Genomic DNA, 15415 nt, shown 5'->3' on the forward strand with positions numbered 1-15415 from the left:
CCGGACCGGCGGAGTACCGCTCAGTCGTCCGAGTGCGCGCGGACCCAGAGCTCGCCGATCCGTGACAGGCGCGTCCGGTAGGACTTCCCGTGTTCTTCCTGTTCGATGTAGCCCTTGCCGCCCGGGCCCAGGCGGTCGACGTTGTAGATGACCTTCGAGCGGAAGCTGTCGGTGTACTCCTCGCCGAGCTCTCGGGCGAGCTCCTGGGCCAACTCCGAGACGGACTCGAACTCGCCGTGCTCGCCGAGGGTGAAGAGGATCAGTTCCTCGAAGGGCTTGACGTTGGAGAACGACGCGACGGGGAGCTCGAGGATGTGCTTGCCGTCGAACTCCTTGGCGCCGATGGTCGTCCCGCGCTCGTCGAACTCCGAGAGCAGTTCCTCGGCGGCGTCCAGCCGCTCGTCGACTCGCTCGGCGAGTTCGGGATCGTCGACGGCGCCCTGGAGGTCCGAGAGCAGGTCGATGCCGCGGTGGAGTTCCTCGGCGAGTTCGGTCTCGAGGTACTTCTCGGGGACGGTGTAGTAGGTGTGGATGCGCTGGCGGTCCTCCTCGCGCTCGACCATGATGGAGTGGGCCGCGGTGGCGAAGGCGAACGAGACGGTGCGGGGCATCGCGGAGATGTTGACCCAGACGCTGGCGTCGTCCTCACGGTCGAGTTCGGCGTTGATGAGTTCGAACGCCTGCTCGAAGGCCTCGTCGTAGTCGTAGACGTCTTCGACGACGAAGCGCTCGGTGGCCGCCCCGAGGAGGTTCCGGTAGTCCTTCTCCAGCTTGGCGGCGAGGTTCCGTGAGTACTCGACGTTGGCCTCGCTCCCGACCGCGCCCTCGAGGAGGACGACGCGGTCGACGTCGAGCCTATCGCGCACGAGCGGCGCGATGAGCCGGTCGTAGTCGAACCCGACCGGCACGATGTGTGTCTGCATGCCGACGGCTACCGAGCGGAGGGTTGTAAGGGTTAAGACGTGCGACACGCGGCCGATAACCGTCGACCCGAACCCGCCGGGGCCGACTCGTCACCGCTCCCGTCGGCCGCGTGTCCCGATAGCCGGAGTCGATGCGGACGACTCGGTTACGACGGTCAGTCGCGCCGCGTCGCTGTGACCGCGAGCGCGACGACCGCCAGGAGCGCCGCGAGGACGCCCATGCCCGGGCCGCCCCCGGAGGTCGTCTCCACGGACGCGTCGGTCGCTTCCGACGGACCGCCGGACTCGTCCTCCTGTTCCGTCGGCGTACTGTCGTCGGGCGTCGGCGACGGAGTCGCCGTGGCCGTCGGCGTTGCGGTAGCCGTCGGCGTCGCCGTGTCGGTCGGCGTCGCCGTAGCGGTTGCCGTCGCCGTTTGCGTCTGGGTCGCGGTCGTAGCGGCGGTGGCCGTCTGCGTCTCCGCTGGCGTCGCCGTCGGCGTTTTCGTGACCGTCGGGGTCGCGGTCGGCGTCGCCGTCGCGGTCGGCGTCGGCGTCGACGCCGCGGCGATCGTGTAAGAGTCCGAGACCGACTGCGCTTCGAGCGTCCCGTGCGTGCCGTTGTTCAGTTCGTACGCGGCGGTGAACTCGCCGTCGTCCGGAACGGGCACGTCGCTGATCGTGATCGTCAGCGAGTCGGCGTCGCCGACCTCGAAGTGCGTGGTGCCGACGAGCACGCCCGCGGAGTTCTGGTAGTAGACCCCCCAGAACTCGATGCTGGTCCCGTTGGCGGTCGCCGTGATCTCGCTCTCGCCGCTGTCGACCCGCTGTTTGAGCGCGGTCCCGTTCACGCCGCTGTCGCCGAAGTCGATCCACGCGCTCTCGACCTCGACCTCCGAGGCGTTCCCGCTGAGGTCCAACGTGAACGTGAAGTCGTTCGTGGTCCCGGCCACGCCGGGCGCCACGCTGATGGGGGACCCGTCCGTTTCGGCCTCCTGTAGTAGTTGGTCGTTCGCCTGTGCGTCTATCGGTCCTCCGAGCGCTGCCCCCGTGAACACTGACGCCGCAGTCAGCACTGCCAGGAACAGACACCCCAGTTGCGTCTTCGTTGGTGCCATCGTTCTCCACTCTCTTGTCGCAGTTCCCACCCACGTGTCCGGGCGTCCGACTCTGTCTCCGGGTCGCACGCCCGAACGGCGTGGTCGCTACCGCAGTCTCCAGTTGCTAGCGGCTTACTCGTCGGATAAATACCCTACCAATCGCAAGTGACAGGTGCGCTGACGGCGCCGTCGCCACGACGGCAGCGATAGCCGGTCGAACGGCCGACTGCTGACCGCGGGTCGGGGCGTGTCAGTCCGCGCCGGTCGCGTACACCGACGCGTCTTCATCCGGACTCGCGCTCGTCAGCAGCGAGGTACCGACGGTCAGCGCGAGGCCGAGGAGCATACACCACACCGAGATGCTCCAGCCGTAGATCGAACCGGGGACGAGCGTGACCGACCCGACGACGGGCACCGGCACGGTGATTTTCGGCAACAGCGCGCCCGCGACGTAGACGAGTTGACTCCCGCCGACGCCGACGTACATGCCCCATCTCGTCGTGTCGCGCCAGTAGAGCGCGACCATCACGGGCAGCGCCAACTGCGCGAACCCGCCGAAGGCCGTGTTGCCGATGTCCAGCAGCGTCGCCGGCTGAAACAGGCTGGCGACGAACGAGAGCGTGGCGAAGACAGCCACGCCGACCCGACCGAGGAACGCCTCGCGCTGCTCGCTCGCTTCCTCGACCAGCGGGCGGTACACGTCGCGGGTGAAATAGGACGAACCCGAGAGCAGCATCGAGTCGCTGGAGGACATCATCGCGGCCATCGCGCCGGCGACGACGAGCGCGGCGAACCACGCGGGCGTGTACTCGGCGAGCAACAGGGGGAGGACGTTCTCGTTCGCGCCGGCCTCGATGCCCAGCCCCTTCGCCCACGCGCCGAGCATGAACGCGGGGACGAACAGCAGGATCACGAGCACCGGCCACAGCGGGAGCGTCCGCTTGATGACGGCCTTCGAATCGGCGACGAAGAAGCGCTGGTTGACCTGCGGGAACATCGTGACGCCGAAGGCGATGGAGACGGCCGTCGAGAGGACGTACTGTGGCGTGTAGAGCCCGCCGCCGAGCGCGAGGAAGTTGCCGTCCACGTCGCCCAGCGTCGCCGTCGCGCTGCCGACGCCGCCGGCAGCCGAGGCGACCCAGACGAACGCGGCCCAGACCATCACGAGCATGAACGCGCCCTGGAGCGTGTCCGTCCAGGCGACGCCGCGCATCCCAGAGAGCGCGACGTAGCCGATCATGAACAGCGTGATCCCCCCGGCGCCGGCCCAGTAGGGGACCGCGCCGCCGGTCAGCGCTTCGATAGCGGTGCCTGCGCCCTGCTGCTGGAGCATCACGTACGGGAACAGCCAGAAGATGCTGATCGCGGCGACGAGCACGCGCAGGGGGAGCGACCCGAAGCGGTCGCCGAGCATCTCGCCGAGGGTGACGTAACCGTTCTCCTTGCCGACGAGCCACTGCTTGTACCCCAGCACGTACCAGAGGATCCCGAAGATGACGCCGTCCATCAGCCCCATGACGAGGATCCACTCCGGGCCGGCCGCGTAGCTGATGTTCGGGCCGGCGAAGAACGTGAACGCCGAGAGGAGGGTCGCGAACGTGGTGAAGAGGAGGACGACGGTGCCCAGGGTCCGCGAGGCGAGGTAGTAGTCCTCGGCGGTCCGCTCGGTGAGGCGATACGCGACGACGCCGATGCCCAGGGCGACGAGCATGTAGCCCACGATGATCCCGACCTGCAGGGTCGCGTCAGCCATCGCGGCTCACCCCCTCGACGCCGAGCCCCCACGCACGTCGCGTGAAGACCCAGAAGACGACGGCCGTCAGGCACAGCCAGCCGACGTGCCACCAGACCCACACCGGCAGTCCGGAGGCGACCGCGTCCCCGCCCCACATGAACCACGGCACGGCCAGCGCCGCGAGCAGTACTCCGACGGCCGACCAGCCGATCAGGCGCGCCCGTTCGTGCATACACCCCGTGTCCGACTGCGTTCCCGTTAACCTTTCGCCGATCGCAAACGAAACAGTACTTCGAAGAGGATTTTTCTTCACTTGGCCGGACGCGTCGGTGGGTCGGCGGGCGGACGTGACCCGGTCGTTCGGGCCGCCGGCCGAACGCGTGTAGCGGACGGCCGGGTGAGAGTCGCGGGATCCGCAGATATTAGAGTCTTCCAGTGACAAGTTAGGGGTGGTTCCATGAGACGGTTCATGGACGGACATTCACCATCACAGCGCCCCGGACAGGGGCAGTTCATCAATGTACGATTCAGCGAAATATCTCATTCACGCGGATATCAGGACCAGCGGGGTGGTCGAGCGGAGTGACGTCGTCGGCGCCGTCTTCGGCCAGACCGAGGGGCTGCTGGGCGACGAACTCGACCTGCGCGACCTGCAGGAGTCGGGGAAGCTCGGGCGGATCGACGTCGAGATCGAGTCCGAGCGCGGGAGTTCCTTCGGCGAGATAACGATCGCCAGCGGTCTGGACCGGGTCCAGACGGCGATCCTCGCGGCCGCCCTGGAGAGCATCGAGCGCGTCGGCCCCTCCCAGTCCGACGTCGAGGTACGCGACATCGAGGACGTCCGCTCGGCCAAGCGACGGCAGGTCGTCGAGCGCGCGAAGGAACTCCTCGCGGAGTTCGACGCGACGACCATGTCCAGCGAGGACCTCGTCGACGAGGTCCGCCGGAGCGTCCGCGTCGAGGACATCACCGAGTTCGCGGGTATGCCGGCTGGCCCGCGCGTGGAGGACAGCGACGCCATCATCGTCGTCGAGGGCCGCGCCGACGTGCTGACGCTCCTGAAGTACGGCATCAAGAACGCCATCGCGGTCGAGGGGACGGACGTGCCCGACGCAGTCGCGGAACTGACTGCCGACCGAACGGTGACCGCCTTCCTCGACGGCGACCGCGGGGGGGACCTCATCCTCAAGGAACTCGCGCAGGTCGGCGACATCGACTACGTCGCGCTCGCGCCCACCGACCGCTCCGTCGAGGACCTGTCGCGCAGCGAACTCATGAGTGCGCTCCGCGACAAAGTGCCCTTCGAGACGGTCTCGGCCGCCGACGCCGCGACGGACGAGCCCCACGGGCTCGCCGCCACCGACGGGAGCGCCCAGCCCTCGCCGCCCGACGGCGACTCGGGGACGGTCGACCCGGATTCGCCGGTCGAACCGGACCGGCCTGAAGTCGACGAGGGATCCGACGCCGCCCTGGCGGACGCAGACGCCGACGCGGGCGACGACGGCGCGCAGCCCGCCGACGAGGACGAACGCGGCGACGCCTCGATGGAGTCCCTGGAGGCCGACGGCGATACGTCGACGGCGAGCCCGACCGCAGGGTCCGCGGAAGCCGCCGTCTCCGAACCCGCCGTGGAGGTGGCCGACCAGCCGGCGGATTCGGACGCACCGGACTCGCTCGCGAACCACGTCGAGCAAGTCGTCGGTGCCGCAAGCGGGACCGTGCGGCTGCTCGACGCGACGCACGAGGCGACAGCCGAGGGACCGGCCGACGAGGCGTTCGCCCTCCTGGAGTCGGCGGATCGGGTGCCCTCATCGGTCGTCATCGACGGCGAACTCTCCCAGCGCGTCCTCGACGTGGCGGCCCAGCGCGGCGTCGACGTCGTCGTCTGCGCCGCGGAGGGCGAGTACGTCAAACAGCCGGTGAACGTCCGGGTGCTCACCGCGGACGAGGTCTGAGCGCCGGACTCACTCGTTTTCACCTTCGAGCTCGCGGACGAGCAACAGCCCGTCCCCGGTCTCGTAGTGGTCCGCGATCCGCTCGCGCCGCTCGAAGCCGCGGTCGCCGTAGAACTCGCGGGCGCGCTCGTCGACCTCTCGGACGGTCACGCGCAGTTCCCCGACGCCCGCCTCGCGGAGTCGCTCGACCAGCGCGTCGACGAGCGCCGAGCCGTGGCCGGCGCCCTGCGAGCCGGGCGCGACGGCGAGTTCCGCCAGATAGCCGGCGTCGCCGCCGTCCGTGACCGCGAGCGCGTAGCCGACCGGGGTTGCCGGGCCGGCGCTCGTCGTTGTGCCGTCGTTCGCGGCTACGCTGTCACTCGTCGCCGCTTCGCCGCGCTCGGCGGCTGGTTCGGTCGCGACGAGGAGCGTCGGCGGCCCGTCGACGGCTACTGTGAGCAGTTCCTGCCAGGGTTCGGCGAGCACCGCCTCCTGGATCGCTCGCAACGCGGGCAGGTCGCCGGGTCGGCCCTCGCGGATCCGGGTCATATCGCGACCGATCCGACGACGACGACCGCCGCGAGCCCCGCGGCGACGCCCGCGGCGAGCGTCGCGAAGAAGTTGACGCCCTCGTTCTCGAGGAAGACGCCTTCCACTGTCGCGCCCAGGAGGCTGTCGACCGTCATCCCGACGACGCCGCCGAAGACGACCACGCCGGCTCCGCGGGCGTCGACGACCTCGAAGACGCCGAGCGAGATAGCGGCGATGAGGACGGCGCCGGCGAGCCCGGCCACCTCGCCCTGCCAGGTGACCGCGCCGTCGGTCCCGGGTTCGACGCGCTCGAAGGTCGTTATCAGCCGCGGGTCGTCGAAGACGCCGCCGATCTCGCTGGAGAGAGTGTCGCTCATCGCCGCCGAAATGGACCCGGCGAAGGCGAACAGGAACAGCTCCGGTTCCAGCCCGGTCAGCGTCGGGCTGGCCGACCAGCCGAGCACCGCGAACAGCCCGACAAGCGAGTTGGCGAGGACGTTCCCGCTGCCGCGAGCGCCGTCGTTCTCCTCGGCGATCCCGCGGGACTCTTTCTCCTCGTAGCGGAACTTCGTCGAGAGCCCGCCGACGCCGAAGAAGGTGACCAGCAGGAGGAACCAGCCGACGTCGCCGAGGACGATGGTCTGCAGGCAGAGGAAGACGCCGGTGATCATCCCCGGGAGCGACGCGGTCTCCAGCGCGTAGGCGAGCGCGCCCAGCAGGACCGCGACGGCGAGCGCGACGGCGACCCCCGACGTGTCGACCGACAGCGGCAGGTCGGCGAACAGCCAGAGGAGCATGCCGATGGATATCATGACCAGCGGGTCGTCGCGCTCGAAGAGGACGGCCCGCAGGAGCGCCCCGAGCAGGGCGCCGCTGGCCGCCAGGAACGTGACCAGGGGCCAGTGGACCGCGGTATCGACGAGCAGCGCCGCGGCGTACTGTCCGGCGCTCCCGGCGAGAAATCCCGCGACGACGAACCCGACGGTCGCGAGGACCGGTTCGTCGCGGACTGTCCGCACGACGTGGCCGCCGAGGTTCCCCCACGAGAGCAGGAGGACGGTCCCGACGAAGACTGACAGGGGCATCGCGAACCGGACCGCGAGGAGGGCGAGCGCGGCGGCCGCGAGGGCGAAGCCGGCGAGCCCGTAGAGCCGGCCGTCGCGGCGGTCGCCCGGCCGCGCGAAGAGTTCGAACACCGGACCGTCGTCGACGACGTAGAGCGCGAGCGCGGCGACGAGGAGGAACGGGCCGGGCGCGGCGACGGTCGCGAGCGCCCTGCTCGTGTTGCTGGCGATCGGTGGGACGGCCAGCGCGAGCGTCCCGACGAGGGCGAACGCGCCCGCACGCCGGACTGTGGGTGTCACGCTACTGTCGGTATCCCGCGGAGAGCTACTTACCGTTTCCGAACCGTCGCGTCCGTGCATTCACCGTGACACGTTCGCGGCCCGGTCCGCGTACGGAGCCGTCGTCGAACCCGGCGTCCGCGTTCCGGCGTCCCGTCGCCGAACGTGAGATTTAGGACACGTCCGTCGGAATGACCGGTGTGGGCCTCTACGAATGGTATCTCACCCTCCGCCTGCGTAACAGCGACGCCGACCTCCCCGAGACCGTCGCGGTCATCGTCACCGAGCGAGACCTGCTCGAGTCCGACGGCTACCGGACGCTGGAGCGATTTTTCGAGTGGGCAGTCGAGTTCGGCGCCGAGCGGATCGCCGTCTACGTCAGCGTCCTCGACGGCGAAGTCGTCGGGACGATCCGCGAGGAACTCGCGGGCGTGCGTGCGCCCCGCGAACTCGCCGTCCGTGGCCCCGGCGACGAGGAGCAGGCCGACGCCCCCATCGTCGTGAGCATCGGCCTCGGCGGGAAACACGAGTTCGCGACCGCCGTTCAGGGCCTCGCCGAGGAGGTCGAAGCCGGCGAACTGACCCCCGAGGACATCGACGAGACCGCCATCGAGCGGGAACTCGTCTTCCCCGTTCAGCCCGATCTGGTCGTCAAGACCGGCGCCGAGCGCCTCTCGGATTTCATGATCTGGCAGTCCGTCTACTCCGAGCTCTACTTCACGGACGTGAACTGGCGGGACTTCCGGCAGCGCGACTACCTCCGGGCGCTCCGGGACTATCAGAACCGTCAGCGGCGGTTCGGTCGATAGACCGAATCACGTGAACCTTCGGTTCACGGTGGTTCGGGCGCTGAGCGGAGCGAAGCGCCCGAACGTCGAGAGACGAGCGGAGCGAGTCTCTCGGAAGTTCGGCCGACCGCCGCTCCCGCGGGGCGTTTCGCGGGGCGGACGCGCGACCGACGCGGCAATTTATGCCGCTGGTGGACGAAGTGTCCGTCGTAATGAGCGACCCACTCCAGCCGTGGATCGTCGACGAGTTGTTTCGCAGGGGTCGGTACCTCTATCCGACCGACGTCGTCGACGTGATCGAGCGCTTCCACGGGGTTGCGGGACCCGGCGTCCCGCGGACGGTCGTCAGGCGGTACGTCGCCGAGTTGCTGGGGCAGTTAGGGCCCAGAGCGCCGTACACCGTCGAGCGGTTCGAACGGATCCTCGACGGTCGCATCACTGACCTCGACCTGTGGCTTCCGGACGCCCTCTACGAGGTGGAGGCCGGTCGGGTGAGCGTCTACCCCGCCCACTGGCACCGGTCGCTCGGCGGCGTCCGCGATCCCGTTCGGTACGTCGAAGTCATCGCCGCGGACCTGGCGACCGCCAGGGTCGCCACCCCGGACGCCCCGTCGCCGCCCGTCCCGAGACAGATCCTGATAGACGCCATGATGGTCCTGGGCGGTGCGAGTCGCCCCGCGGCGGGCGGAGTCCTCCAGACGGCCCGCCTCGACGGTCGGCTCGTCGTCGAACCGTTCCAGAACCCGGAAGCGGACGTCTGGGTCGCCGACGCGGGCAAGCGTCGGCCCGCGCCGACTGACTCGACCGCGACGGTCCGCTCGACGGGCCCGGTTGGTCCGGTCGAGCGAACGGGAGAACGCGACGTGTCGCGACCGGCGGAACGCGGCGTGGGTCGACCGTAGCCGGCGGTCGGTCCGGCGGTTCGGGTAGGCGATACTGGCCGACCGGGGAGTAGACTGCCGGGGCCGGGGTGAGAACGGCTCGCCGCCGGACACGAGGTGAAGCAGGGACGGATTCAGTGAAAGGTCGCGCCGTTGCCGATCCTCGTCTGGTAGACGCGCGAGTCGACGCCGACGTCCTCGAAGGCGTCGACCATGGCCGAGGCGATGGCTCGCTGGTCCGACTCGTAGCAGGCGGCGATGACGCTCGGGCCGGCGCCGCTGATGGTCACGCCGGTCGCGCCCGCGTCGAACGCCGCCTGCCTGACGTCATCGTAGCCGTCGATGAGCTTGGCGCGCGCCGGCGTGACGACGGCGTCTTCCATCCCGCGGCCGACGAGTTCCGGGTCCGAGCGGTGCATTCCCGTGGTCAGCGTCGCGGCGTTACCGACGGTCTCGACGATGTCGCTGACGCGCGCGCCCTCGGGGACGACCTCGCGGGCGTCGCGGGTCGAGACGACGATGTCCGGCAGGCAGGTCACCAGCGGGATGTCGGCGTCGACCTTCGAGACGCCGTCCGGGGTCGCGATCGTGAACCCGCCGAGGATGGCCGGCGCCACGTTGTCGTCGTGGGCGTCGCCGGAGACGACGGCCTCACCCTCGGCGGCGATGGGGACGAGCTCCTTCCGGGTGAGCCCGCGGTCGTAGAGGCGGTTGAGGGCGACGGCCGCGGCGGCCGCGCTCGCCGCGGACGAACCGAGTCCCGAGGCGGGGCGGACGCCCTTGTCGATCTCAATGTGCGCGGGGGCGTCGAGCGCCTCGGCGACCGCGCCGACGGTGTTCTCGTCGGGGTCTTCGGGGATGAACTGGCTGCCGGCGCCCGTCACGTCGATGGTGGTCTCCGCGGCTCGCTCCACTCTGACCACGTCGGCAGGCCTGTCCAGCGCCACGCCGAACACGTCGAAGCCACTCCCGAGGTTCGCGCTCGTCGCCGGCGCCCGCACCGTCACCATATGCGACGCAATTCCCGGAGTGCGGGCAAAAAGGTAGCGGACTCCCGTACTGACGCGCGAATGACCGGACGAGGGCGTCCGAGTGGGACGACGATCGGCCGGCGCCGAGAGTACACGTCCGCCACGCGCTCGGTCGTCCGCGAGTGGGCGAGCGAAAGGGCTATTCCCGTCACGGCGGAACTGACGGGTATGATCGGTGTCGTCGGCGGCGGTGTCGCCGGCCTCGCGGCCGCGTATCGCCTCCAGCAGCGCGGCCGCGACGTGCAGGTCTACGAGGCGAGCGACCAGGTGGGCGGGCTGGCGGCGGTCTACGAGACCGCCGGCGACCCCATCGAGACGTTCTACCACCACCTCTCGGCCTCGGAGGGGACCATCGTCGAACTGATCGAGGAACTCGGCCTCGGCGAGGACCTGGAGTGGCGCTACAAGACCGACTCCTACTACGTCGACGGGGTGGTCCACCCGATGGAGAAGGCGTGGGAGATCCTCGCCTACCCGCACCTGTCGATCTACGACAAGTTCCGCCTCGCCATGCTCGTCAAGGAGATCGACGTGCGCGGCGGCTGGCCGAAGTTCGACACCTACGACGACATCACCGACTTCGAGGACGTGCCCATCAAGGAGTTCCTGCTGGAGCACACGACCAGGCACGTCTACGAGTCGTTCTGGGAGCCGCTGCTCGACGCGAAGTTCGGGTCGCGCAAGGAGGACGTCTCGGCGGCCTGGCTACTCGGGCGAGTGAAGTTCCGCGGCGAGCGCGACCCGATCCGCGGCGAGCAACTGGGCTATCTCGACGGCGGGTTCGGCCGCCTCCTCGACGAACTGCTGGCCGCCGTCGGCCGCGATACGGTCACCACGGGCGCGCGCGTGACGGAACTGACCGAATCGGATGGCGCCGTCGAGTCGCTGACCGTCGAGCGCGACGGCGAGCGGGAGACGCACGAGGTCGACGGCGTCGTCGTCGCGGCCATGCCGAACGTCCTCGAAGACCTGACGGGCTACCCCTGCGAGATCGACTTCCAGGGCACGGTGTGTTCGGTCTGGAGCATGGAGGAGTCGCTGTCGGACACCTACTGGCTGAACATCAAGGACGAGGCGCCGTTCGGCGTCTTCATCGAGCACACGAACTTCGTCCCGCCCGAGCGCTACGGCGGCGAACACCTCTACTACACGGCGAGTTACATCCAGAGCCCCGAGGAGGACCTCTGGCAGATGTCCGACGCGGAGGTCGAGTCCCACTGGGAAGCCGGGATCGAGGATCTGTTCCCGCACTTCGACCCCGACAGCGTCAACTGGGTGAAGACGGCGCGCAACCCGCGGACGGCGCCCATCTACGAGCGCGGCTACCTCGACATGGTAGTGCCCTACGACCTGGGCGAGGAGGTTGCCGAGGGCGTCTACTACGCGGGGATGGCCTCCCGGGCGCAGTATCCCGAGCGCTCGCTCAACGGCGGCATTGAGGCCGGTTACGCCTGCGCGGACCTGATCACGAACGGGTCTGTCCGGTAACCACCGGAAATTCGGTGCGGTGACTACGGGGCCGCGTTACCGATCGGGCCGTGAGACACCGGCGGCCCACAGTTTCGGACTCCCTCCTCGGTCCATGGAGTCGACCTGCCCGGCGACGAACAGTTGTTCCTCGGTGGCCGTCACGACCTGCATGTCCTCGTACTCGAACGTCCGGTCCCAGTCCCGTCGCCCGAGCTGATCGGTCCCGAACAGCCGCGTACGGGTCGCCACGGCGAAGCCCTCGTCGAGGGGGACGAAGTCGGTCGGGGCGAGGCCCTCGAACGCGCGTCGCCAGACGGGGAACCCCCGGTCGTCGACGACGGACAGGACCACCTCCTGTCTGTCGTAGTCGAAAATCTCCCCGAGGATGGCCGCGCCGCCGGACCGGGGGAAGACACGGAGCGCCCCCTCGGCGTACCCCGCGAGGGTCCGGCGCCACTGCTCGCCGCCGTACTCGTCGGTCGCGAGGAGCGTGGGAACGGTCCCCTCGACCGAGGACGGTCTCGATTCGCCGACGAGGAGGTAGCCGCCGTCGTGCCGAGCGGTGATGTCGGAGACTCTGAAATCGTCCAAGTGGTAGGTGTGAAACCACTCCCGGTCGCCGTCGGCATCGGTCCCGAGGGCCCACGCGACCCGGTCCTCGTCCTCGCCCATGCCGCCGCCGAGGACGACGCCGCCGTCCGGTCGCCGACCGATCGCAGTCGAGTTGGCTTCGAGTGCGTCGCCTAGCTTCACGTACCTGTCCCATCGGCGCTCGCCGTCGGGCCCGAGCGACAGGATCCACGGCCGACTCTCGTCGCTCGCGTGGGTGACGGCGACGTACCCGTCGTCTACGCGGACGAACCACCCGTCGTACCACTCGGGCGCGTCGAGGCGAGCGTCCACTTCCGTAGTCCCGTCGTGCAGGAACTGGACCACTCGAAGTCCGTAGTCCGTCTCGCGGGGGCTGACGAGGAGGGCGGCGCCCTCGCCGTGTGCGGGCACCGCACCCACCGGCGTGTCGTCTTGCGTCCCGAACGTCTCCGTCCAGACCGCGTCGGACTGCGAGGGCGTTCGCGGCGCGATGGTGGCGGTGCTCCGACCGGCGGACCCGGCGCGACCCGACCCGCGTCTCCCGGTAGTGTTCGCGTCGCCCGTCGACCCCGAGCGAGCGACGGCGCCGAGGACCCCCACGCCCGCGACGCCGCCGAGCGAGGCGAGGAACCGTCTGCGAGACTGTTCGGAGGGCATCGTCGGCGAGTCGCCGGCCGCGGACAAAACCGTTCCGACAGAAGACATTTATCTCGGCCGGCCGGGCGGGCGATCGATGCCCTCCACTCAGGCGACCGGGTTCTCGATAGCCGCGATCACCGTCGTGGTCGTGATGCTCACCGCTGCCGTTCCACCCGGCGTGGCCGCGGCACCGGAACTCGACCCGCCGACCGGGGCGACGGCCGAGCGGACGGCGGTCGAGAGCGACGGGCTGAATCTCACATTCCGGACCGGAGCGCGCGTCGCGTTCGGCGACCTGGACTCGACGGCCGCCGTCCGCCGACAGATCGCGGCCGGGCGCCTCCCCGAGGTAGCGAACTTCACGGTCGGCGACCCGTTCGTCGTCGAGATCACGCACGCCGGTCTCGCCGCCGAACTCGGCGACGGGAACGCCACCACGGCGTTGCTGGACCGGTTCGGGACATCCGCAGCGAACCTGACGTTCGAAGGGAAGACCGGTCCTCAGCGGGCCTCCAAATGGATCGACCCGTTCCCGAACGGGACGCGTGCGTTCGTCGACGCGGCCAACGACACGACGTACGTCGTCGTCGACACGGACCGCGTGACGGTCACCTACTCGGACTCGCCGGGCCCGGGGGTCGACCGGAACGTCTCGCAACCGATCGTGGAGCACCCGCCGGATCTGGAACAGTACGACCACGTCCGCGCCCACGTGACCCTGACCGGCGGGTCGAACCTGACGGCGGACGACGAGCGCGTCGTCGCGACGCGGGACTTCGTCGTCCGGATCCGGACCGCCGAGATCCGGTACGACGACGAACAGCGCGAGCGGGTCTACCTCGACTCGGCGCCGAACCAGACGCTGAGAGGGGTGACGAACGTCCGGCCCGGGCTGAACGTCACCGTCCGTCTCCGGTCCGACTTCACCGCGTCGGACTCGGACGAGTGGGTCGCCCGCCGGACGACGGCCACCGTCGCGGAGGGCGGGACGTTCTCGGCGGCGTTCGACCTGAGCGATGTCTCGAACGGCACCGTAGTAGACGCGACCGTCCGCCTCGACGATCGAAACATCCTGGACCGTGAGGGCTACGATCCGCCGGAGTCGGCGACCGTCGTCGTAACGGCTCCGACCGGGAGTATCGAACTTCGGGGGACCGAACGGAACGCCTCCGGGAGCTACGACGCCGTCACAGTCGACGCCACGCTCTCGCGCGGCGGCTTCGTCGTCCTCCACCGAGGGAGCGCCACCGGTCCGATCGCGGGCGTCTCCGGGAATCTCTCGCCCGGCAGGCACGAGGAGGTTCCGGTGTACGTCGGCTACGCCACGGAAAGCTCCGACGCGCTCGTCGCCGTCGTCCACCGCGACGGGAACCAGAACCGCTGGTTCGATAACGCGACTGTCGACCGACCGTACGGAACGACCGGTGACGCCGCGGCCGAGACCGGCTTCGCACCGCCATCGCCGGGGTCACCGAGACAGCCGACGCAGACGAACACGCCGACGCCGGCGGAAACGGAGGTGTCCACGGCAGTGACGGCGACCGATACTGCCGGCGGAGCGACCGAATCGGCGACAGTCGACGAAACCAGCGCGGCGACCGACGACTCGGCGGTCACCGAGACCGACGGTTCGACGGCAGCGACGACCGCACGCGTCGAACAGGCCACGTCACGGGAGACGACCACGACCACGGCCGGGACTGGTCCCAGGTTCACAGCCCTCACGATGCTACTCGCGGGTGCATTCCTGACGCTGTTCGGCTTCGCTCGCAGGCAGTAACTCAGTCGCGCCGGTACCGCTACGTCTCGGCGTCGTCGCCGTCGACACCCGGCGCCTCCTCGGCGGACACGTCCTCGGGTTCTTCCTGGCCGCCGACGACGAGGTCGCCGTCGTCGGTCTCGACGTACACGTCGTCGGCGAACCCGCCCTCGGCGTGGGGGTGTTCGGGGTCCTCCAGCTTCTCCGGCGTCGAGGGGGCTTCGGCGACGCCGTCGGCGGGGCGGAACTCGCCGAGCGGGTCGTCGATGGTGATGCCGTGACGTTCGAAGAAGTCGGCGTAGCGGTCGTAGTGGGCCTCCAGTTCGTCGCCGGGGAACTCCATCATCTCCGTCCAGCCGTGGTTGTAGAAGTCGAAGTTGGCCTGGACGTGAGTGATCTCCCGGGCTTCTGCCTCTGGGTACCCCTCCTCCAGTGCGGCCACGTAGGCGTCCATCGTCGCGCCGAAGAAGTCGTCGAGGTGCTCGCGCCGTTCGTCGCGGTGACCCTCCTCGGCCTTCCCGGCGAAGATGTCCGTGTGCATCCCGACCAGTCGGTCGGTGACCTTCTCGCCGACGACCGGGAGCGTCAGCGCTTGCTTCGCCGCGAAGTGTCGGGCGTTCTGGCGGAGTTTCATCTCGTCGGAGCGGTTAGGACCCGACGTTCTTGAACGTCCCGCTCGCGGGGGGTCGGGCCGCTCCGTGTTTACTCCCGGGT

General features: G+C 69.5%; 14 protein-coding genes. 5 read left to right on the plus strand and 9 right to left on the minus strand.

Annotated elements, in window-relative coordinates; genetic code table 11:
- Positions 1–20 precede the first annotated feature (20 nt).
- The 4 genes from PSC72_RS05430 to PSC72_RS05445 form a co-directional block, all read right to left on the minus strand.
- Entirely contained in the window at positions 21–923 is a 903-nt protein-coding gene (locus PSC72_RS05430; RefSeq protein ID WP_274324877.1) for an HFX_2341 family transcriptional regulator, read from the minus strand.
- Positions 924–1078: 155 nt separating this feature from the next.
- Complete coding sequence (locus PSC72_RS05435; RefSeq protein WP_274324878.1) at positions 1079–2017, minus strand: hypothetical protein; 939 nt, start codon at positions 2015–2017, stop codon at positions 1079–1081.
- A gap of 232 nt (positions 2018–2249) precedes the next feature.
- Positions 2250–3752, minus strand: coding sequence for a sodium:solute symporter family protein (locus PSC72_RS05440; RefSeq protein WP_274324879.1), 1503 nt, complete (start codon positions 3750–3752; stop codon positions 2250–2252).
- On the minus strand, positions 3745–3966 hold the full coding sequence (locus PSC72_RS05445) for a DUF3311 domain-containing protein (protein WP_274324880.1): 222 nt from the start codon (positions 3964–3966) through the stop codon (positions 3745–3747). The genes PSC72_RS05440 and PSC72_RS05445 overlap by 8 nt, the downstream gene beginning before the upstream one ends.
- A 286-nt stretch (positions 3967–4252) precedes the next feature.
- Between PSC72_RS05445 and dnaG the strand changes: the two genes are divergently transcribed.
- On the plus strand, positions 4253–5689 hold the full coding sequence (gene dnaG / locus PSC72_RS05450) for a DNA primase DnaG (protein WP_274324881.1): 1437 nt from the start codon (positions 4253–4255) through the stop codon (positions 5687–5689).
- A 9-nt stretch (positions 5690–5698) separates the two neighbouring features.
- Here dnaG and PSC72_RS05455 read toward each other — a convergent pair whose 3' ends face one another.
- Positions 5699–6217, minus strand: a complete 519-nt coding sequence (locus PSC72_RS05455) for a GNAT family N-acetyltransferase (RefSeq protein ID WP_274324882.1) — start codon at positions 6215–6217, stop codon at positions 5699–5701.
- Positions 6214–7563: a DUF92 domain-containing protein gene (locus tag PSC72_RS05460; protein WP_274324883.1), complete on the minus strand. Its 1350-nt coding sequence runs from the start codon at positions 7561–7563 to the stop codon at positions 6214–6216. Before PSC72_RS05460 ends, PSC72_RS05455 begins: the two co-directional genes overlap by 4 nt.
- A gap of 179 nt (positions 7564–7742) precedes the next feature.
- Here PSC72_RS05460 and PSC72_RS05465 point away from each other — a divergent pair, with 179 nt between their 5' ends.
- Together PSC72_RS05465 and PSC72_RS05470 are read left to right on the plus strand one after the other, a co-directional pair.
- Positions 7743–8351, plus strand: coding sequence for an undecaprenyl diphosphate synthase family protein (locus PSC72_RS05465; protein WP_274324884.1), 609 nt, complete (start codon positions 7743–7745; stop codon positions 8349–8351).
- A 191-nt stretch (positions 8352–8542) separates the two neighbouring features.
- On the plus strand, positions 8543–9232 hold the full coding sequence (locus tag PSC72_RS05470) for a hypothetical protein (protein WP_274324885.1): 690 nt from the start codon (positions 8543–8545) through the stop codon (positions 9230–9232).
- A gap of 113 nt (positions 9233–9345) precedes the next feature.
- Here PSC72_RS05470 and PSC72_RS05475 read toward each other — a convergent pair whose 3' ends face one another.
- The gene (locus tag PSC72_RS05475) at positions 9346–10221 is read right to left on the minus strand and encodes a homoserine kinase (protein ID WP_274324886.1); all 876 of its coding nucleotides are present in this window, start codon (positions 10219–10221) and stop codon (positions 9346–9348) included.
- 189 nt (positions 10222–10410) lie between these two features.
- Between PSC72_RS05475 and PSC72_RS05480 the strand changes: the two genes are divergently transcribed.
- Positions 10411–11730, plus strand: coding sequence for an NAD(P)/FAD-dependent oxidoreductase (locus PSC72_RS05480; RefSeq protein ID WP_274324887.1), 1320 nt, complete (start codon positions 10411–10413; stop codon positions 11728–11730).
- A gap of 36 nt (positions 11731–11766) precedes the next feature.
- Here the strand turns inward: PSC72_RS05480 and PSC72_RS05485 are convergent, their stop codons facing one another.
- Positions 11767–12960 carry a hypothetical protein gene (locus PSC72_RS05485; RefSeq protein ID WP_274324888.1) on the minus strand — a complete coding sequence of 398 codons (1194 nt, stop codon included), beginning with the start codon at positions 12958–12960 and terminating at the stop codon, positions 11767–11769.
- A 76-nt stretch (positions 12961–13036) separates the two neighbouring features.
- Between PSC72_RS05485 and PSC72_RS05490 the strand changes: the two genes are divergently transcribed.
- Entirely contained in the window at positions 13037–14722 is a 1686-nt protein-coding gene (locus PSC72_RS05490; protein WP_274324889.1) for a DUF7282 domain-containing protein, read from the plus strand.
- Between the two features lie 19 nt (positions 14723–14741).
- Here the strand turns inward: PSC72_RS05490 and PSC72_RS05495 are convergent, their stop codons facing one another.
- Positions 14742–15335, minus strand: coding sequence for a DUF6149 family protein (locus tag PSC72_RS05495; protein WP_274324890.1), 594 nt, complete (start codon positions 15333–15335; stop codon positions 14742–14744).
- Positions 15336–15415 lie beyond the last annotated feature (80 nt).

It is taken from the genome of Halosimplex aquaticum (genome assembly GCF_028747785.1).
GTDB lineage: Archaea > Halobacteriota > Halobacteria > Halobacteriales > Haloarculaceae > Halosimplex > Halosimplex aquaticum.